The organism is Streptomyces cinerochromogenes, from assembly GCF_014648635.1.
Taxonomy (GTDB): domain Bacteria; phylum Actinomycetota; class Actinomycetes; order Streptomycetales; family Streptomycetaceae; genus Streptomyces; species Streptomyces cinerochromogenes.
The window spans coordinates 174,203-193,643 of the sequence record NZ_BMRM01000012.1 but is presented as its reverse complement, the minus strand read 5'-3'; the positions used below and the strand labels follow the sequence as shown (position 1 = coordinate 193,643).

17 protein-coding genes are annotated in these 19,441 nt (G+C 72.1%); 4 read left to right on the top strand and 13 right to left on the bottom strand.

All coding sequences use genetic code 11. From position 1 onward, the window contains the following. The first annotated feature begins 128 nt into the window (after positions 1-128). Positions 129-1,196 (top strand): GNAT family N-acetyltransferase, encoded by a 1,068-nt coding sequence (locus IEZ20_RS23730; protein WP_189302056.1) that lies wholly within the window; start codon positions 129-131, stop codon positions 1,194-1,196. 29 nt (positions 1,197-1,225) lie between these two features. Next, positions 1,226-2,092 carry a SirB1 family protein gene (locus IEZ20_RS23725; RefSeq protein ID WP_189302054.1) on the top strand — a complete coding sequence of 289 codons (867 nt, stop codon included), beginning with the start codon at positions 1,226-1,228 and terminating at the stop codon, positions 2,090-2,092. A gap of 9 nt (positions 2,093-2,101) precedes the next feature. Here the strand turns inward: IEZ20_RS23725 and IEZ20_RS23720 are convergent, their stop codons facing one another. The 8 genes from IEZ20_RS23720 to IEZ20_RS23685 form a co-directional block, all read right to left on the bottom strand. Then, complete coding sequence (locus IEZ20_RS23720; RefSeq protein WP_189302052.1) at positions 2,102-2,716, bottom strand: response regulator transcription factor; 615 nt, start codon at positions 2,714-2,716, stop codon at positions 2,102-2,104. Continuing rightward, the gene (locus IEZ20_RS23715; RefSeq protein WP_189302257.1) at positions 2,713-3,897 is read right to left on the bottom strand and encodes a sensor histidine kinase; all 1,185 of its coding nucleotides are present in this window, start codon (positions 3,895-3,897) and stop codon (positions 2,713-2,715) included. Before IEZ20_RS23715 ends, IEZ20_RS23720 begins: the two co-directional genes overlap by 4 nt. A gap of 5 nt (positions 3,898-3,902) precedes the next feature. Beyond that, positions 3,903-4,643: an ABC transporter permease gene (locus IEZ20_RS23710; RefSeq protein ID WP_189302050.1), complete on the bottom strand. Its 741-nt coding sequence runs from the start codon at positions 4,641-4,643 to the stop codon at positions 3,903-3,905. Then, on the bottom strand, positions 4,640-5,566 hold the full coding sequence (locus IEZ20_RS23705) for an ABC transporter ATP-binding protein (protein ID WP_189302048.1): 927 nt from the start codon (positions 5,564-5,566) through the stop codon (positions 4,640-4,642). The genes IEZ20_RS23710 and IEZ20_RS23705 overlap by 4 nt, the downstream gene beginning before the upstream one ends. A gap of 141 nt (positions 5,567-5,707) precedes the next feature. Then, positions 5,708-8,179 carry a hypothetical protein gene (locus IEZ20_RS23700; protein ID WP_189302046.1) on the bottom strand — a complete coding sequence of 824 codons (2,472 nt, stop codon included), beginning with the start codon at positions 8,177-8,179 and terminating at the stop codon, positions 5,708-5,710. Positions 8,180-8,335: 156 nt separating this feature from the next. After that, the gene (locus tag IEZ20_RS23695; RefSeq protein WP_189302044.1) at positions 8,336-8,752 is read right to left on the bottom strand and encodes a DUF6113 family protein; all 417 of its coding nucleotides are present in this window, start codon (positions 8,750-8,752) and stop codon (positions 8,336-8,338) included. Further along, positions 8,749-9,615 carry an N-acetyl-1-D-myo-inositol-2-amino-2-deoxy-alpha-D-glucopyranoside deacetylase gene (mshB, locus tag IEZ20_RS23690; protein WP_189302042.1) on the bottom strand — a complete coding sequence of 289 codons (867 nt, stop codon included), beginning with the start codon at positions 9,613-9,615 and terminating at the stop codon, positions 8,749-8,751. Before mshB ends, IEZ20_RS23695 begins: the two co-directional genes overlap by 4 nt. Positions 9,616-9,663: 48 nt before the next feature. Further along, entirely contained in the window at positions 9,664-9,858 is a 195-nt protein-coding gene (locus tag IEZ20_RS23685; RefSeq protein ID WP_030346161.1) for a hypothetical protein, read from the bottom strand. 172 nt (positions 9,859-10,030) lie between these two features. On the opposite strand from IEZ20_RS23685, the gene IEZ20_RS23680 reads away from it, so the two are divergent. Beyond that, a complete protein-coding gene (locus IEZ20_RS23680) occupies positions 10,031-12,163 on the top strand; it encodes a S9 family peptidase (protein ID WP_189302040.1) in 2,133 nt (710 codons plus the stop codon). A gap of 127 nt (positions 12,164-12,290) precedes the next feature. Here IEZ20_RS23680 and IEZ20_RS23675 read toward each other — a convergent pair whose 3' ends face one another. From IEZ20_RS23675 to IEZ20_RS23655, 5 genes are read right to left on the bottom strand one after another with little or no spacing between them, the layout of a single operon-like run. Then, the gene (locus IEZ20_RS23675) at positions 12,291-13,358 is read right to left on the bottom strand and encodes an ABC transporter ATP-binding protein (RefSeq protein ID WP_189302038.1); all 1,068 of its coding nucleotides are present in this window, start codon (positions 13,356-13,358) and stop codon (positions 12,291-12,293) included. Further along, on the bottom strand, positions 13,342-14,325 hold the full coding sequence (locus IEZ20_RS23670; RefSeq protein ID WP_189302036.1) for an ABC transporter ATP-binding protein: 984 nt from the start codon (positions 14,323-14,325) through the stop codon (positions 13,342-13,344). Before IEZ20_RS23670 ends, IEZ20_RS23675 begins: the two co-directional genes overlap by 17 nt. An 8-nt stretch (positions 14,326-14,333) precedes the next feature. Next, entirely contained in the window at positions 14,334-15,326 is a 993-nt protein-coding gene (locus IEZ20_RS23665; protein WP_189302035.1) for an ABC transporter permease, read from the bottom strand. Then, positions 15,319-16,239 carry an ABC transporter permease gene (locus IEZ20_RS23660; RefSeq protein ID WP_189302034.1) on the bottom strand — a complete coding sequence of 307 codons (921 nt, stop codon included), beginning with the start codon at positions 16,237-16,239 and terminating at the stop codon, positions 15,319-15,321. The genes IEZ20_RS23665 and IEZ20_RS23660 overlap by 8 nt, the downstream gene beginning before the upstream one ends. A 6-nt stretch (positions 16,240-16,245) precedes the next feature. Then, positions 16,246-17,874: a peptide ABC transporter substrate-binding protein gene (locus IEZ20_RS23655; protein WP_189302033.1), complete on the bottom strand. Its 1,629-nt coding sequence runs from the start codon at positions 17,872-17,874 to the stop codon at positions 16,246-16,248. A 490-nt stretch (positions 17,875-18,364) separates the two neighbouring features. On the opposite strand from IEZ20_RS23655, the gene IEZ20_RS23650 reads away from it, so the two are divergent. Next, complete coding sequence (locus IEZ20_RS23650; RefSeq protein ID WP_229896231.1) at positions 18,365-19,393, top strand: ABC transporter permease; 1,029 nt, start codon at positions 18,365-18,367, stop codon at positions 19,391-19,393. Positions 19,394-19,441 lie beyond the last annotated feature (48 nt).

Below are 19,441 nucleotides of genomic sequence, written 5' to 3'. Positions count from 1 at the left end.
CCTCGATAGGGCGCTGGCGGGCCTCCTCAGGCTCCGCCGCCTGGCGCGCGGGAGCGCGGCGTCGTCGATGCCCGCCCCTAGTATCTCCGTTCCGGAGCATGATCCGAACAGGAGGGGTGAACTGACCAGTGGAAATCTCGGCGAAAGGACGCCTGGAGGTCCGAATCACCCCAGCTGACGTGGGGAAACGGGTCTCTGTACGACGCTTGGGGGAAACCGGTTCCGGATCGGAGAAGTTCACTGACACGGTGGGTGTTCTCACATCATGGGACGGTGGCGTGCTCATGATCACACGCCGGGACGGGGAACGGGTGCGAATCCCGGAAACCACGCTGGTCGCGGGCAAAGTGGTGCCGGCGGCTCCGGCGCGGCGGAGGGGCCCCGCCGCCACCTACCCGGAGCTGGCGCACATCGCCGCGCGCGCCTGGCGGCCGGTGGAGAGCGAGCGGCTCGGGGAGTGGGAGCTGCGGGCCGCCGGAGGGTTCACCCGGCGGGCCAACAGCGTGCTGCCGCTCGGCGACCCCGGCCTTCCGCTCGACGCGGCCCTGGCGGCCGTACGACGCTGGTACGGCGAGCGTGGCCTGCCCGCCTACGTGCAGACCGCGACCGGCGCCGAGGGCACGCAGGAGCTGCTGTGCGCGGAGCTGGAGCGGCGCGGCTGGGTGCGGGAGGTGACCGCGGAGCTGTGGACCGCGGCTCTCGCGCCGGTCGCGGACCGGGCCGGGGGCGCGGGAGTGGTCCTGTCCCGGACCGCGGACGAGGCGTGGCTCGCGCGGTACCGGCGCAAGGGGATGAGCGAGGTGGCCCTGCGGGTGCTCGGGTCCGGGCCGTCGGTGTGGTTCGCCTCCGTGCCCGGTGCGGCGGAGGGCGAGCCTCCGGCGGCGATCGGGCGGTGTGTCGTGGACGGGCGCTGGGCCGGTTTCGCCGCCGTCGAGGTGGACCCCGGCCGGCGCCGGCAGGGGCTGGCCACCGAGGTGATGGCCGCGCTGGCCCGGCGCGCCCTGGACGAGGGCGCCTCGGCGGCCTGGCTCCAGGTGGAGACGGACAACGAGGGCGGCCGGGCGCTGTACCGGGCGCTCGGCTTCCTGCCGCACCACGCCTACCACCACTACCGGGCGGCCGAGGAGCCCGCGTCCGGCCGCCGGCCCGGGGCAGCGCGGGGGCCGGAGGAGACCGCCGGCCCCGGACGCCCGTAGAACCCGCCGTGGAAGGGCATGAGCCTGGCATGCGTCACCCCTATCTGCCGCCCCCGTATCCGCCCCCGCCGGAGCGCTCCGCCGAGCTGCGGCAGCGCTTCGCCGAGGAGGCCCGGTCCGAGCGGCCGGACCTGTCGGCGTTGTGCCTGCTGATCGGCGCGGAGACGGACGGCTCGCTGGACGAGGCCGGCATCGACTCCGCGCAGGCGGAGCTGGACCGGCTGGCGGGCGAGCTGCCGTACCGGCCGGGCGGGCCGCGCGCGTGGGCTCAGGCCGTGAGCCGGCTGCTCGGCGCCCGCTACGGCTTCCACGGCACACCGGGCGACTACCAGCGCCTGGAGTCCTCCCTGCTGCACGAGGTGCTGCGGCGGCGGCGCGGGCTGCCGATCCTGCTGTCGGTGGTGTGGCTGGAGGTCGCGCGCCGCGCGGGGGCCCCGGTGTACGGGGTCGCGCTGCCGGGGCACTTCGTGGTCGGGTTCGGCACGGCGGCCGAGCAGGTGCTGGCCGACCCGTTCGACGCGGGCCGGGTGCTGACCGGGACGGACGCCGAGCTGCTGGTGGTGGGTGCCACGGGCGCGCCGCTGGACCCCTCGATGCTGGAGCCGGCACCCCCGCTGGAGGTCGTCCAGCGCATCCTGAACAACATCCGGGCCTGGGCGGCGGCGCGGCCGGAGCGGTCGGACGTCGCGCTGCGGGCCGTGGAGCTGGCGCTGCTCATCCCCTCCCACCCGGCCCGGCTGCGCTACGAGCGCGGGCAGCTGCTGGTGCAGCGCGGGGAGTTCGTGGCGGGCGCCGAGGAACTGGAGTACTACGCCGACCTGATCGAGGTGGTGGACGAGTCGGCGGCGCGGAAGGTGCGGCAGGAGGCGGGGACGGCGCGGGCGAAGCTCAACTGAGGAGACGTCTCAGAGCCATCCCTTGTCCCGGGCGATCCGTACCGCCTCCGCCCGGTTGCGTACCGCCAGTTTCTGGATGGCGGTGGACAGGTAGTTGCGGACCGTGCCCTGGGAGAGGTGGAGGGCGCGGGCCAGTTCGGCGTTGGTGGAGCCGTCGGCCGCCGCACGGAGGACCTCGCGCTCGCGCTCGGTGAGCGGGTTCGCGCCCTCGGCGAGCGCGGCGGCGGCCAGCGTGGGGTCGATGACCCGCTCGCCGGCCAGCACCTTGCGGATCGCCTCGGCGAGCTGGGCGGCCGGCGCGTCCTTGACGAGGAAGGCGTCGGCGCCCGCCTCCATCGCGCTGCGCAGATAGCCGGGCCGGCCGAAGGTGGTGAGCACGACCAGCTTGACCCGCGGGTACTCCCGGTGCACCCGGGCGCAGGCCTCGATGCCGGTGCAGCCGGGCATCTCGATGTCGAGCAGCGCGACGTCCACGCCGTGCGCGCCGACGGCCGCGAGCACCTCGTCGCCGCGCGCGACCTGGGCGACGACCTCGATGTCGTCCTCCAGGCCGAGCAGCGCGGCCAGCGCCTCGCGGACCATCGACTGGTCCTCGGCGAGAAGGACCTTGATCGTGCTCGTCATGCCCCGGATCCTACGTCGGCCGCGGACTTCGCGGGCACGCGGGCGAGCAGCCGGAACCCGTGCCGGGACCGGCCCGCCTCCAGGGCGCCGCCGGCCTTCTCCAGCCGCTCGGTCAGCCCCGTCAGGCCGTTGCCGGGGCCCGTACCGGAACCGCCGGATCCGTTGTCCTCGACGGAGAGTTCGAGCACCGGCCCGTCCAGGGTCTGGCGGCGCAGCAGCCGGATGACGCAGCGGTCGGCGCCGCTGTGCCGGACCACGTTGGTGATCGCCTCGCGCAGCGCCCAGGCGAGCGCGGACTCGGCGTCCTCCCCGACACCGTCGAGGTCGGGTTCGGCGGGTGCCTCGGCTTCGACACCTGCGGCGGTCAGGGCGACCTGGGCGCCGGCGAGTTCGGCGGCGAGCCGGGGCCGCCGGTAGCCGGTGACGGCCTCCCGGACGTCGACCAGGGCCTGCCGGCTGACCTGTTCGATGTCGGCGACCTGCTGGGCCGCCTTGTCGGGGTGGTCGGGCAGCATCCGGCCGGCCAGCTCGCTCTTCAGCGTGATCAGCGACAGCGAGTGGCCGAGCAGGTCGTGCAGGTCGCGGGCGAGGCGGAGGCGTTCCTCGTTGGCGGCCAGCTGGGCGACGGTGGCCCGGGCCTTGCGCAACGCGATGGTGGTGCGGACGAGTTGGCCGACCCCCGTCATCGCGAACCCGATGAGGAGGACCAGCACGACCAGGCCCCGCGCCTCGTTCTCGTCGGTGCGCAGGCCGATCAGGTACATCGCCACGGCGGACGCCGGGATGGCCCAGTACGCCGCCCGCAGCGGCAGGGTGGCCCCCCACGCGACCGACAGGTAGACGAACAGGCCCAGCCAGGCGCTGCCGAGGGTGTACGCCAGGACGGGGGCGAGCACACCCAGGACACCGCCCAGGGTGAGCACCACGCGGGGGGCGAACGGCCGGCCCATGTTGCGGAAGACCAGCGTCAGATAGACCCCGACGAAGACGGTGAGGCCGGCCGCCCCGGCCACGGTGGCGCCGGTGGAGTGCCCGCCGCCGACCAGGTCCTCGACCGGTGAGCTGAGGAAGACCAGCCAGACACCGATCCACAGCGTCTTGACCAGCAGCTCGCGCCGGTTGCGGGGCGGCCAGCCCACGGGCGCGTGGGTCGGTGTTCCGGTGTGCGGGTCTTCCCTCATCGTGCTCACGCCTTCAGCGTGTCCTTCCGGTACAGCCAGGCCGCGCCGCCCGCGAAGAGGACGAAGGAGACGGCGAGGACGGCGATGTCCTGGGTGTGCGGTGCCTGGCTCTGTTCGATCGCGCGTCCGAGGGCAGCGTACGCGTGGGTGGGCAGCCACTGGGCGATGTCCTGGAGCCACTGCGGGAAGCCCGCGGACGGCATCCACAGGCCGCCGAGAAGCGACAGGCCGAAGTAGACGATCATCGTGATCGGGCGCACCGCGTCCCCGGAGGCGAGGTAGCCGATGGCGACGCCGAGCGCGGCGAAGACGAGGCTGCCGGCCCAGATGACCCCGGTGAGCGCGAGCCACTGCCAGGCGTCCAGGCGTACGTCCTTGATGCCGGCGGCGACGGCGAACACCATGACGATGGCCGGCAGGCTCACCACGGCGGCGCTCGCGGTCTTGGCGAGGACGTAGCCGCGCCCGGGCAGCGGGGTCAGCCGCAGCTGCCGCACCCAGCCGCTCTCGCGTTCCTTGGCGATGCGCTCGCTGTTGCCCATCAGGACGGCGGTCAGGGCGCCGAAGGAGGCCATGGAGACCATCAGGTAGGTGGCCACGGTCAGGTCGGTGCCGTAGACCTTCCCGGACGAGCCGGCGCTGCTGGAGAAGATCAGGTAGATGATCGAGGGGTAGAGCACCGAGAAGAACAGGAACTTCTTGTTCCGCAGGGCGCGGGCCAGTTCGAGCTTGATGAGGGCGTTCATGACTGCCGGGCCTCCTCGGCCTCCGTGATGGCGACGAAGGCCTGCTCCAGACCGAGCCCGGCGACTTCGAGATTGCGGGGGTAGAGGCCGAGGCCGTACAGGGCGTGCACGGTCGCGTCGGCGTCGGCGGACTGAATGCGCACGGTCTGGCCGGACACGTCGAGCGAGGTGAGGAAGGGCAGTCCGCGCAGGGCGTCCTGCTCGATACCGCCCTCCAGGTCGAAGGAGATCCGCCGCGCGCCCGCCTTCGCCTTGATCTCGGCGGCCGTGCCGTCGGCGAGGAGCCGCCCGCGGTGCAGCACCAGCACCCGGTCGGCGATGGCGTCGGCCTCCTCCAGGTAGTGGGTGGCGAAGAGGACCGTACGGCCCCGGTCGGCCTGTTCCCGCATGGTGGCCCAGAAGGCCTGGCGGGCGGAGACGTCCATGCCGGTGGTCGGCTCGTCCAGGATGATCAGGTCGCTGTCGCCGGCGGTGGCCAGGGCGAACCGGACCCGCTGGGCCTGGCCGCCGGAGAGCTTGTCCACCTTGCGGTCGGCGATCTGGGCGATGCCCGCGCGGGCCAGCACCTCGGACACCGGGTACGGCCGCGGGTGCAGCGAGCAGGCCAGCTTGACCAGTTCGGCGACGGTGACCCCGTCCATCAGCCCGCCGCTCTGCAGCATGGCGCCGACCCGGCCGGCGACGATCGCCTCGCGCGGGCCGGTGCCGAACAGGCTCACCGAGCCGCTGTCGGCGTGCTTGAGCCCGAGGAGCAGGTCGAGGGTGGTGGACTTGCCCGCTCCGTTCGGGCCGAGGAGGGCGACGGTCTCGCCCGGGTACAGCCGGAGCGAGAGGCCGTCGACGGCCCGCACGCTCCCGTACGTCTTGGTCACCTGGTCGAACCCGACCACCGGGGTGGTGGCCGGTGCCGCTGTCGTCGTCATGGGTCCATGCTGGCCGTCAGGGCCCGGGGGCCGGCAGTGTCGGGGGTCCTCGGTGCCGGATGACAGATGTCATGCGGGTCGGATGACGGACGTGCAGAGGGGGCGCCCCCCTTGAGGAGGGCGCCCCCTGGACCGGGCCGGCTAGCTGGGGTTGGTGTCGATGACCCCGACCCGCTCGGCCGTCGTCTTGCCGACCAGCGCCTTCCGCAGGGCGGCGACGACGTCCTGCGGCAGCACACCGCGCTTCCCGGTGGCGGTCTGGATCTGCACACCGTCGAAGGTGCTGCCGTAGGCCTGCTTGAGCGCCTTCAGGTCGTACGTGTCCACGAGCTTGCCGTCGACCGCCTTGAAACTGATGATCTTCGGCAGGGACAGCGGGCCGAACGGGATGCTGTGCACCGCGTCGGTCTGCACCCGGACGAGGCCGGACATCGCGGGCTTCGCGAAGTCGTTCATCATCCGGTCGACCTCGGCGTTCGACACCGTGGGCTGCTTGGTGGTGGTCGGCACGGTGACCGGGGCCGCGGCGTCCGTCTCCACCAGCCTGCGGTAGGCCTGTTCGACCGCGTCGGTCGCGCGGCCGGCGTCGATGGCCCGGCCCGCCTTGCCGTAGACGGCCACGGCCTTGCCGGAGCGGAACGTGATGGTGCCGTCGGTGACCGAGCCGGAGCCGCCGCCGGCCTGCTGGAGGGCGGCCTGCAGCTTCTCCTCGTCCACCGGCATGACCGGCTCGACCACGCGCTTCTGCCCGAAGAGCGAACCGACGACGTGCACCGGGTTGTAGTCGCTCTTGGCGGCCTCGCTCACCGTGGCCTGGTAGTCGAACTGGAGGCCCGCGTTCCCCGGCGCGAGGGTGACCGTCCTGCCGCCCACGGACAGCTTCAGCGGCTTGTTCACCCGGCTGCCGAAGGCGTCGTCCAGCTTCTTGACGGCGTCGTCGCGGGTGCCGCCGCCGATGTCGACGCCGAGCACGGTGGTGCCCTTGGGCACGTCGGTGCGGTTCATCAGCAGCCCGGCGCCGTAGGCACCGCCCGCGACGACGACCACGCCGACGGCGAGCAGCATCAGCTTGCTGCGGCCCTTCTTCTTGGGCTTGGCCGCCGCCTTGGGCGCGGAGGCCCGCTGCGGCGCCGGCGCGGCGGGCGCGGCCGGGCCGCCGGGGTGGGTGCCGAACGGGGGCTTGCCCGCGTTCGGGACGACCGGGATGCCGCTGGTGACGGTGTGTCCGGACACGTTGTCGGCGGCCGGGGAGCGGTAGCCGGGCGTGCCCGGCTCCGGGGCCGGCTTCTGCGGGGTGAGGATCGCGGTGTCGTCGCTGAGCCCGGCGCCGGGACCGCGGCCCGCGGGACCTGCGCCGGGACCGCCCTGGCCGCCGGTGCCTTCGAGGTCGGCGATGTCGGTGAGGGCGCTGCGGGCCGGCGGGGTGCTCCGGCCGGGGAAGCCGGCGGCCGCGGGGCCGTCGAAGGGCTCGCCCGGCCCCATGCCGAGGCCGCCGCCGGCGGCCCGCGGGACGAGGGTGCCGTCGCCGGTGACCGGGCCGCCGGTGGGACCGGCCGGGCCCTGCTGCGGGCCGCCGGCGCCGCCGGGGCCGCCGGGTCCGTTGAAGCCGCTGGCGCCGCCCGGGCCGCCGTGCCCCTGGGCACCGCCCGCGGCACCGGCGAAGCCGTCGCGCCCGTGCGCGGCGGCCGCACCGCCGCCGAGACCGTCCTGACCGCCGAAGCCGCCGCCGAAGCCGTCCTGGCCGCCGGTGCCCGACGCGCCGGTGCCGAAGCCGTCCTGGCCCGTGCCGTCCGGGTGGCCTTCCGCGAAGTACGGCAGGTCGTCCCGGCGGGGCTCGCCGGAGCCCGCGGAGCCGGGGCGGGAGCCGCCGGCCAGCGGGCCCGCGGTCAGCGCCTCGGTCACGTCGAAGGAGCCGGTGCCGCCGCCGTGTCCCGGGGCGACGGGGCCGCCGGTGGCGCCGGGCAGGCCCTTGCCGTTCGAACCGCCGGAGCGGGGGCCGCCCGGCACGCTCATGGAGCCGACCACACCGCCGGGACGGCCGCCGCCGGGGCGCGCGCCGGTGGTACCGGCGGCCTTGGAGGCTCCCGGACCACCCGTACGGCCGCCCGGCACGCCGGACGACGCGGCGGATCCGGCGGCTCCCGAGGGTGCGGCGGACGCGGCGGAACCGCCGGGGATCCCGGCACCGTTCGTGCCGCCGCCGCCCGGCCCGCCCTTGGGGGCCGAGGACTTGCGGGGCGCGAACCAGTCGCTGGTCTTCTCCTCCGCCTGGGCGCCGGACTCGGCCGGGGCCTCGGAGGCCGCGGCGGCGGGCGCCCGGTCGGCCGCGGGCCGCGGCTCGTCGGCGGGCGCCTCGTCCGCGGAGCCCTCGCCGTCCCCGACGGGCTTGCGCACGACGACCGGCGGGATGGGCCGGGACCCGGGGATGTTGATCCGGATCCGGGTCGTCAGCGTGGTCTCGGTCTTCTTCTCCTCCGGACGCGCGCCCGAACGGCCCGCGCCCGTACCGTCGTCGGAAGCCAAGGGGGTCCCGTACGGCGGCGTGCCGGAGGGGTATGCGGCTCCGCCGCGCCCGTTGGGCCCGGAGGACGGAGTGTCAGTTTCACGACTCAAGGCAGGTTCTCCCGGTTGGCTCCGCCGCCCGTCACGACCTCACGCGGGCAGCTCGGCGGCGCGCACCACCATACTGGCCACTTATGGCGCTTATCCCATGACCGCCGAGGAAACCCGCACCGGACTCGCACGTGCGCCGCACGGCGAAGTGGTACGTCACTTGCCAAGTCGGGCGGAGTCGCCGCGAGGTTGCCGCACCACGCCGATGGTGGCGCAGATCACAGCGAGGGCCATGCCGCCGAGCAGGAAGAGATAGGAGCCCCCGCCCGCGCCGAACAGGAAGTCTCCCTCCGGGCGTGTGGTGGTGAGCAGGATGACGGCGACGATCCAGCCCGCCGCCGGCGCGACCGCGCCGCCCCGGCTCGCGGTGGCGTACCCCCCGCCGAGGAACAGCCCGGCGGCGCCCGCGAGCGCGAGCAGCAGCCCGCCGGGGAACCAGGCGGCCTGCACCAGGGCCCCGGCGAGGCCCGTGACCGCGCCGAGCAGGAACAGGCCGAGGTAGGCGAGGGCCCGGCCGGCGGAGGGCGGGCGGAGCGGCTGGGCCAGCAGGGGACCGTTTCCGCCGCCGCTCACGACGCCTCCCCGGGGCCGAGGCCCAGGCCGGCGAACAGGTCGGTCTCCCCGCGCTGCCCCGGGCCGCGCACCAGCTCGTAGTACTCGGTGGTGAACAGGGGCTGGGCGAGTGCGTTGGAGAGCGCGAAGTACGGTTCGGCCACCTCGATCTGGGTGGCGTGGGCGCGCATCGCGGCGGCCTTGGCGGCGGCGTGGGCGGTGCCGTCGACCGCGGTGGTGATCCGCTCGTCGTCCACCACGCCGGGTACGTCGTCCAGGTCGGCGCTCTTGTCGAACGGCAATGCGGGCAGCTCGTCCTGGAGGCGGGCGAAGGCCGCCTCCGCGACGGAGTGCGGGACGCGGTTCCAGTACACCTTGGCGATCCGGTGGCCGCGTTCGGCCGCGAGGTCGACCGCGCGCATGGCGACGCGGTGGGCCTGGATGTGGTCCGGATGGCCGTAGCCGCCGTGGTCGTCGTAGGTCACGAGGACCTGCGGGCGGACCTCCAGGATCACCTCGGCGAGCAGACCGGCGGCCTCGTCGAGGTCGGCCTGCCAGAAGCAGCCGGGGTCGTCGTTGTCGGCCAGGCCCATCATCCCGGAGTCGCCGTACCGCCCGGCGCCGCCGAGCAGCCGGACGTCCCGGACCCCCAGCGCGGCGGCGGCCGCGGCCAGCTCACCGCGCCGGTGGGCGCCCAGCGCCGGGCCCGTCAGGTGCCGCAGCTCCGGCGGGATGACCTCGCCCCGCTCCCCCAGGGTGCAGGTGACCAGCGTCACCTGGGCACCCTCGGCCGCGTACCTGGCCATGGTGGCGCCGTTGTTGATCGACTCGTCGTCCGGATGCGCGTGCACCAGGAGAAGGCGCCGGGAGGACAGTTCCGTCATGGGGACCACCCTACGAGGTCCCCACGACAGTCCCCGGGACGGCGGCCGTCAGAACTTGATGCTGCCGATCATGCTGGCGACGTTGGTCGTCAGCTCGCTGATCGTGGGAGCGACCGTCGAGGAGGCGAGATAGAAGCCGAGCAGCATGCAGACGACCGCGTGGCCGCCCTTCAGCCCTGACTTCTTGATCAGCAGGAAGACGATGATCGCCAGCAGCACAACCGCCGAAATCGAGAGTGCCACGGCGGCTCACCTCCAAAGATCCCAGGGACGCGGGTTCTAGATCAGTTGAGCAAATCCATGCAGACGCCAGCAGGTTCATACCCACTCTGCGGTAGTGATCATAACTATCCGTACTCGCGCATCGGTCGGCGCACAGCCGCACAAGGGGGCGCATGGCCAATATGGTCGGGGTATGACGACCGAGGCTGACACCTTCCCCCGCCGGTACGCCCGGACCCTGCGGTTCACGCTCGGCGCGCCGCGTGCGTTCACCGTGGCGCCCGACGGTTCGCGTGTCGTGTTCCTGCGTTCCGGCTCCGGCACCGACCGGGCCAACTCCCTGTGGGTCATGGATCTTCCGGAGGGCACGGAGCGGCTCGCGGCCGACCCGCGCGCGCTGCTCCAGGGCACCTCCGAAGAGCTGTCGGCCGAGGAGCGGGCGCGCCGTGAGCGCAGTCGCGAGGGCGGGGCCGGCATCGTCGGCCTCGCCACCGACAGCGCCGTGGAGTTGGCGTCTTTCACCTTGTCAGGGCGGCTTTTCACGGCGGAGCTGCGGGCCGGCACGGCGCGTGAACTCCCCGTCCCCGGGCCGGTGATCGACCCGCGTCCGTCCCCCGACGGGCGGCACGTCGCGTATGTGGCGCGGGGCGCGCTCAGGGTGGTGGGCGCCGAGGGGGACGGCGACCGGGCGCTGGCGGAGCCGGAGTCGGAGGACGTCTCCTACGGTCTCGCGGAGTTCGTCGCGGCCGAGGAGATGGGGCGTTCGCGGGGGTTCTGGTGGGCGCCGGGATCGGACCGGCTGCTCGTGGCGCGCGTGGACGACACGCCGGTACGGCGGTGGTGGATCGCGGATCCGGCCCACCCGGAGCGTGAGCCACTCAACATCCGGTACCCGGCGGCGGGCACTCCGAACGCGGACGTCCGTCTGTACGTACAAGGGCTGGACGGGACCCGCACCGAGGTGGTCTGGGACCGTGCGCGCTATCCGTATCTGGCGCGTGTGCACTGGTCAGAGGCGGGTGCGCCGCTGCTGCTGGTCCAGGCGCGGGACCAGCGAAGCCAGCTTTTCCTGGCCGTGGACCCGGATTCCGGGGCCACCCGGATGGTGCACGCCGATGAAGATCCAAGTTGGCTGGAACTGTTCGCCGGTGTGCCCTGCTGGAGCCCCTCCGGGCAGCTTGTCCGCATCGCGGACGAGGCCGGCGCACGGGTGCTGACGGTCGGCGAACGGCCCTTGACCAGCGGTCAGTTGCACATTCGTGCCGTTCTGGACGTGGGTCCGGAGGACGTACTGGTTTCCGCCTCTTCCGGTCCGGAGGCCGAGGCGCCGGAAATTGGCGAAGTCCATGTGTACCGGGTGAACGAACTGGGCGTGGAACGCCTGTCGCAGGAGCCCGGTGTGCACTCGGCGGTCCGTTCCGGGAACGTGACCGTCCTGGTGTCCTCCGCACTGGACCGGCCGGGCGCCCGAGCCCAGGTGCTGCGTGACGGGAAACCGACGACGACTGTCCGTTCGTACGCCGAAGATCCCGGTTTGTCCCCGCGGGTGACCCTGACCCAGGGGGGCGCACGCCGAATTCCGTGCGCCGTGCTTATGCCACGGGACTACCCCGGTGACACTCCCCTGCCGGTCCTCATGGACCCCTACGGCGGCCCGCACGGCCAGCGGGTGGCCGCCGCCCACAACGCCCACCTGACCTCGCAGTGGTTCGCCGACCAGGGCTTCGCGGTGGTCGTCGCCGACGGCCGGGGCACCCCGGGCCGCTCGCCGGCGTGGGAGAAGGCGGTCCGGGACGACCTGGCGGACGTCGTGCTCCAGGACCAGGTCGACGCCCTGCACGCGCTCGCCGAGCGGTACCCGCTGGACCTCGGCCGGGTGGCGATCCGGGGCTGGTCCTTCGGCGGCTACCTGGCGGCGCTGGCGGTGCTGCGCCGCCCGGACGTCTTCCACGCCGCCGTGGTCGGCGCGCCGGTCACCGACCTCCGGCTGTACGACACCCACTACCAGGAGCGCTACCTCGGCGACCCGAACGAGCAGCCGGAGGTCTACCGCCGCAACTCGGTGATCGACGACGCGGGCCTGGTCGACCCGGCCGAGCCGCACCGCCCGATGATGGTCATCCACGGGCTGGCGGACGACAACGTGGTCGTCGCCCACTCGCTGCGCCTGTCCTCCGCCCTGCTGGCCGCCGGCCGCCCGCACGAGGTGCTGCCCCTGTCGGGGGTGACCCACATGACCCCGCAGGAGACGGTCGGGGCGAACCTGCTCCGGCTCCAGCTGGACTTCCTCCGGCGTTCCCTGCCCCGGCCGGACGACCGGGCGTGACCGGCGTCACCGCACAACCGCTTTAACACACAGGCAACTTCACGGAAGCCGTACCGATATACGGACACGGGAGGCTGATCAGCGTACGGCCGTGCGGGTGCCGTGAACGGGCCGGGGTGACGCCATGTCATCCCGGCCCGTTGCCGTTCGGCCGCGGCGCCTTGGGCAGGACCGCCTGCCTCTCCTCGGCGAAGTGGCACGCCGAGGCGTGCGCCGCCGGGCCGGAGGTGCCGCGGAAGGCCTCGGGGACGGCGAGCGCCGGGACCTCCCGGACGCAGCGCTCCTGCGCCTTCCAGCAGCGGGTGCGGAAGCGGCAGCCGGAGGGGATGTCCGCCGGGGAGGGCACGTCACCGGTGAGGATGATCCGCTCCCGGCGGTCGCGGGCCTCGGGGTCGGGCACGGGCACGGCGGAGAGCAGGGCCTGGGTGTAGGGGTGGGTCGGATGGTCGTAGATCTCGCCGTGGCTGCCGGTCTCCACGATCCGGCCCAGGTACATCACCGCGACCCGGTCCGAGATGTGCCGCACGATCGACAGGTCGTGCGCGATGAAGACGTACGACAGCTCGAACTCCGACTGGAGTCGGCCGAGCAGGTTGACCACCTGGGCCTGGACCGAGACGTCCAGCGCGGAGACCGGCTCGTCGGCGACGATGACCTCCGGGCGCAGCGCGAGGCCCCGGGCGATGCCGATGCGCTGGCGCTGGCCGCCGGAGAACTGGTGCGGGTAGCGGTTGACGTACTCCGGGTCGAGGCCGACGACGTCGAGCAGTTCCCGCACCCGGCGCCGCCGGTCGCCCTTGGGGGCCGCCTCGGGGTGGATGTCGTAGGGCTCGCCGACGATGTCGCCCACCGTCATGCGCGGGTTGAGCGAGGTGTACGGGTCCTGGAAGACCATCTGGATGTTCCGGCGTACGGCCTTCAGGGCGCGGCCGGACAGCCGGGTGATGTCCTCGCCCCTGAACCGGATGGAGCCGGCCGTCGGACGCTCCAGGTGGCACAGCAGCCTCGCCACCGTCGACTTGCCGCAGCCCGACTCGCCGACGATGCCCAGGGTCTCGCCCCGGCCGAGGGTGAAGTCGACGCCGTCCACGGCCTTCACCGCGCCGATCTGCTTCCTGAAGAGGACGCCCCGGGTCAGGGGGTAGTGCTTGACCAGGCCGCTGACCTCCAGGATCGGCTCAGTGGTCGCGGTCATGCAGGCACTCCCTCCAGAAGTGGCAGGCGCTGCCCCGGTCCTCGTCCACCGCGTACAGCGGGGGCTCGTCGGTGCGGCACACGTCCCGGGCGAGCGGGCAGCGGGGGTGGAAGGAGCAGCCGGGCGGGATGTGCGTGAGGTTCGGCGGGAGGCCCTGGATGGCGTAGAGCTGCCGTCCCTTCTGGTCCAGGCGGGGGATGGAGTCCAGCAGGCCGCGGGTGTAGGGGTGGGCCGGGGCCTTGTAGATGTCGTGCACCGGGGCGGACTCGACGATCCGCCCCGCGTACATCACCGCGATCCGGTCGGCGACGTCCGCGACGACGCCGAGGTCGTGGGTGATGAGGATCAGCCCCATGCGGTACTCCCGCTGCAACTCCGCGAGCAGGTCCATGACCTGGGCCTGGACCGTGACGTCAAGGGCGGTGGTCGGCTCGTCCGCGATGACGAGCGCCGGTTCCAGGGCCAGCGCCATCGCGATCATGATGCGCTGGCGCATGCCGCCGGAGAACTGGTGGGGATAGTCCCGCACCCGCTGGGCGGCGGCCGGGATGCGCACCCGCTCCATCAGCTCCACGGCCCTGGCCCGGGCGCCCTTGCGTGACATGCCCCGGTGGACGACGAACATCTCGCCCAGCTGGTCCCCGACGGTCATGACGGGGTTGAGGGCGGACAGCGCGTCCTGGAAGATCATCGCCATCCCGGTGCCCCGGATCCTCCGCCGCTCCTCCCCCTTCAGCGTCAGCAGGTCCCGCCCCTGGAACAGGATCCGCCCGCCCGTGATCCGCGCCGGAGGCGTGTCCAGGATGCCCATCACGGCCTGCGCGGTGACGGACTTCCCCGACCCGGACTCCCCGAGCACGGCCAGTGTCTCCCCCGCGTCCACCGCGAAGCCGACCCCGTCGACGGCGCGCGCCACACCGTCCCGGGTCCGGAACTCCACCCGCAGGTCCCGCACGTCGAGCAGCATGGCCGCCGTCACCTCAGCTTCGGGTCGAGGGCGTCGCGGACCGCGTCGCCGAGCATGATGAAGGCCAGGACGGTCACCGCGAGGGCGCCGGAGGGCCACAGCAGGGCGTGCGGGGCGTTGCGGATGTACGGGGAGGCGGCGGAGATGTCGATGCCCCAGGAGACGCTGGGCGGTTTGAGGCCGACGCCGAGGTAGGACAGGGTCGCCTCCAGGGCGATGTAGGTGCCGAGCGCGATGGTCGCGACGACGATGACCGGGGCCACGGCGTTCGGGGCGATGTGCCGCAGCAGGATCCGGGTGTCGGAGGCGCCGAGGGCGCGGGCGGCCTGGACGTAGTCGTGCTGCTTGACGGTGATGACCGAGCCGCGCGCGATGCGGGAGATCTGGGGCCAGCCGAGCAGCACCATGAACCCGATGACCGGCCAGACCGTAGTAGAGGTCACCACGGAGAGGAGGACGAGACCGCCGAGGACGACCGGGATGGCGAAGACGATGTCGGTGATCCGGGAGAGCACCGCGTCCCAGACGCCGCCGAAGTAGCCCGCGAGGCCACCGAGCACCGATCCGAGCAGTGCCACCCCGAGCGTGGCGCACAGGCCGACCGTGACGGACGTACGGGCGCCGTACACGGTCCGCGTGTAGACGTTGCAGCCCTGGCCGTCGTACCCGAAGGGCGCGCCCGGGCCCGGACCGTCCTGGGCCTTGGCCAGGTCGCACGTCAGGGGGCTGCCGGAGGCGATCGCCGAGGGCCACAGGGAGATGAGGACGAGGAAGACGATGACCAGGGCGGAGAGGAGGAAGACCGGGTTGCGGAGCAGGTCCCGCCAGGCGTCGGACCACAGCGAGCGCGGCTTGCCGGCCGGTCCGCCCGGTGCCCGCCCGCCGGAGGCGGCTGACGGACGACCCTCCAGCGTGGTCGCCTCGCTCGCCGCGAGGTCCATCGCGCCGCCCATGCCGGTGCCGGCGATCGCACGCTCGGGCTCGTACGGCTGCTCATGCATAGCGGATCCTCGGGTCGAGTACGGCGTACAGCAGGTCCACGAGCAGGTTGGCGACCAGGAAGACGAGGACGAGCACGGTCACGAAACCGACGACCGTCTGGGTGTTCTGGCGCAGGATGCCCTGGTAGAGCTGGTAGCCGACGCCGTGGATGTTGAAGATCCGCTCGGTGACGATCGCGCCGCCCATCAGCGCGCCGATGTCGGTGCCGATGAAGGTGACCACGGGGATGAGGGAGTTGCGCAGCAGGTGCCGGGTGATGATCCGGCGCCGGGGCAGGCCCTTGGCGACGGCCGTGCGGACGTAGTCGGACCGCTTGTTCTCGGCGATGGAGGTGCGGGTCAGCCGGGTGACGTAGGCGAGCGAGACGGAGGCGAGGACCAGGCCGGGCACGATCAGCTCGTCGAAGGTGCCGCTGCGGACCGACGGCTTGATCCACTGCCATCGGATGCCGAGCAGCAGCTGGAGCAGCAGACCGGTGACGAAGGTCGGTACGGAGATCACGACCAGCGTCGCCAGCAGCACCCCGGTGTCGACCGGCCGGCCGCGCCGGAGCCCGGTCACGACGCCCAGCGTGATACCGACGGCGATCTCGAGGAGGACGGCCACGACCGTCAGCCGGACGGTGACCGGGAACGCCGTCGCCATCAGCTCGGTGACCGGCTGGCCGTTGAACGCCGTACCGAAGTCTCCGGTGAAGACGTTCCCCATGTAGGTCAGGTACTGCTGCCACAGCGGCTTGTCGAGGCCCAACTCCCTGCGCAGCTGGGCGGCCGTCGCCGGGTCGCAGCCCTGCTCCCCGCACAGCCCGGCGACGGGGTCGCCCATCACGTTCACCATCAGGAAGATCAGCAGCGTGGCCCCGACGAACACCGGGACCATCTGGAGCAGCCGCCGGGCGACATAGCGTCCCATCGCGGCTCAGCCGACCTTGATCTCGTTGTAGACGGGCACACTGAACGGGTTGAGCGCCACGTGGGACAGCCGGTCGGAGTAGCCGGCGTTGCCGTTCTGGTACCAGAGCGGGATGGCGGCCATGTGGTCGCGCACCACCTCCTCGGCCTTCTGGAAGAGGGCGACCGCCCTGGCGGTGTCCGTCTCGGCGTTGGCCCGGTCCACCAGCCGGTCGAAGTCCTCGTCGGACCACCTGCCGTCGTTGGAGGACGCGCCCGTGTAGTAGAGCGGCTGGAGGAAGTTCTGGATGAGCGGGTAGTCCATCTGCCAGCCCGCGCGGAACGGGCCGGTCATCTTGTGCCGCCCGAGCTGGTTGCGGAAGTCGGCGAAGGTGCCGACGGGGTTGCCGACGCAGGCCTTGTCGTCGCCGAGCGCGTTGTTGACGGAGTTGCACACCGCGTCGATCCATTCCTTGTGCGAGCCGGAGTCCGCGTTGTACGTGATCCTCAGCCGGCCGCCGGGGATCCCGCCGCCCTCCTTGATCAGCTGCTTCGCCCGGGCGGGGTCGTAGTCGCAGGCCCTGCCGCACAGCCCCGCCTTGTAGCCGCCGGCCGCGCCGAGGACCGGGGAGGTCCAGTCGGTGGCCGGGGTCCGCGTCTTCCGGAAGATGGTGTCGGTGATCTGCCTGCGGTTGATCGCCATGGACAGACCGGTGCGGACCTTCTCCATGCCGGGCCGGTTCCAGGCCCTGTCGTAGAAGGGGAAGGCGAGGGTCTGGATGATGCCGGCCGGGGTGTTGATGTAGCGGTCGCCGAGGTCCCCCTTGACGTTCTTCAGCTGGGCGGCGGGGATGTCGTCCGCGAGGTCGAGGTTGCCGGCCAGGAGGTCGGTGTAGGCGGTGTTGCTGTCGGTGTAGACCAGGAGGGTCACGCCGTCGTTGCGCGCCTTGTCGGGGCCCGGGTAGCCGTCCCACTTCCTCAGGTACATCTGGGCGCCCTTCGTGTAGGACGCGATGGCGTACGGCCCGTTGCCGACCGGCTTGCGCACCCAGGCCGCGTGGTCGGTGAAGAACAGCCGGGGCAGCGGGGCGAAGGCGGCGTAGCCGAGGGTGTCGGGGAAGCCTGAGAACTTCTGGTTGAGCCGGACGGTGAAGGTGTGGTCGTCGACGACCCTCAGTCCGGAGAGCGTGTCGGCGCGCTGCCCGCCACTGTCGGGGTGGACCCGGTCGTACCCGTCGATGTAACCGAAGAAATAGGCGTTCTTCTGGTTGTTGCGCAGGCTCGCCCCGTAGTTCCAGGCGTCCACGAAGGACCGGGCGGTCACCTTCTCACCGTTGGAGAAGGTCCAGCCCCGCCTGATCCGGATGGTGAAGTTCCGCGAGTCCCGGGTCTCGATGGACCGGGCGAGCCAGTCCCGGGCCCGGCCGGTCCTGGGGTCGTACTTCTTCAGCCCGCGGAAGATCATGTCGAGGACCTTGCCGCCCTGCACCTCGTTGGTGTTGGCCGGCTCCAGCGGGTTCTGCGGATCCCCCCAGGAGGAGGTGAGCACGGCGCCGCCGTTGCCGCCCCCGCTCCAGCCCGCGCTCCCGCAGGCGGTGGCCGCGAGCGCCGTCACCACCGCGCCGACGGCCCATCGGGCGTGCGCGCTGCGCCGCATGGCGTGCCTCCTCCTTGAGCCGGGACCGGCCTGCGTCCCTGAGCCGGGACCGACTATCGGTCATATAGACACATACCGCGCATACTTCATGCACACCGCCGGATTGAGCCATCTTTAGAGGGACACGTCATCCGAATGCAGGCACGGCCCGCCCGCCGCTCTGATGATCTTGGGCGCCGAGCGCAATAGATCGTCACGTAACGATGCTGAAACGTTGGATTGAGAGGCGGTGATGTACGCATTTCGACACTCCACCGTCCGCATATCGAACTCCTTGCCCGTTTGGCCCGATTGGTCCGATGTGAAGCACGGATTGATTACGGCGCGCTACCCGCGTAGCTACGGAATGATCAAGCGCGAGCAAAGAAGGTAAAGAGACAACCAAGGCGGTCGAGAATTTATTGACCTTGAATGAATTGCGTTGAAAAAGTCCGGCGTAGCCCGTAGGGGAGCGCCCTGCGGAGCCTTGACCCACAAGGCACGGAGCATCATGACCCCCGCAACCCCTTCCCCGGCCGCCCCTCTTGAGGTGACCGACAAGGACAGCGCCGCATCGGCGAAGCCCGGCGCCCCCAAGGGCAGCGAAAGCCGCTCTCCGGGACGGCTGGCCTGGACCCGCTTCAAGCGGGACCGGACGGGCGTCATATCCGCCTTTGTGGTGATCTTCTTCTTCGCCGTCGGCATCCTCGCGCCGCTCATAGCCAAGGTGTACGGCAAGGACCCGTACACCACCTACGGCATGAACACCCCGGGCCTGCTGAACGAGTTCAACTTCCCGGTCAAGCCGAACGGCGGCATCAGCTCCGACTTCTGGTTCGGCATCGAGCCGCAGCTCGGGCGGGACGTCTTCACGTTCCTGCTCTACGGCATCCGCAACTCGCTGCTGATCGCGGCGGTGGCCGCCCTGCTGACGACCCTGCTCGGCGTCGTCATCGGCATCACCGCCGGCTACCTGGGCGGCAAGACGGACTACCTCGTCGGCCGCGTGATCGACATCCTGCTGGCCTTCCCGCAGACCTTGTTCTTCATCGCCTTCTGGCCGGTGGTCATGGCGATCTTCGTCTCCTCCGAGGAGAACACGCCGGTCTGGCTGACCGTCACCAGCCTCATCCTCGTGATGACGGCCTTCGGCTGGGCCTCCATCGCCCGTCTGCTGCGCGGCGAGGTCCTCGCCCTGCGCGAGCGGGAGTTCGTCGAGGCGGCCAAGGTGACCGGTGCCTCCCCGGCCCGCATCATCTTCAAGGAACTGCTGCCCAACCTGTGGACGCCGATCCTGATCCAGTCCACGCTTCTGCTCCCCACGTACGTCACGGCGGAAGCGGGCCTCGCCTTCGTCGGCGTCGGCCTCACGGATCCCACCCCCGACTGGGGCGTGATGATCCAGAACGGTGCCAAGTACTACCAGGACGACATCACCTTCATGCTCTTCCCGGGTCTGTCGATGGTGATCTTCGTCGTCGCCTTCAACCTCCTCGGCGACTCGGTCCGCGACGCCCTGGACCCCAAGACCAAGCGCTGATGCGTCATCCCCGGCCACGGCGACGGGGCCCGGCCGGGGTCCAGCACC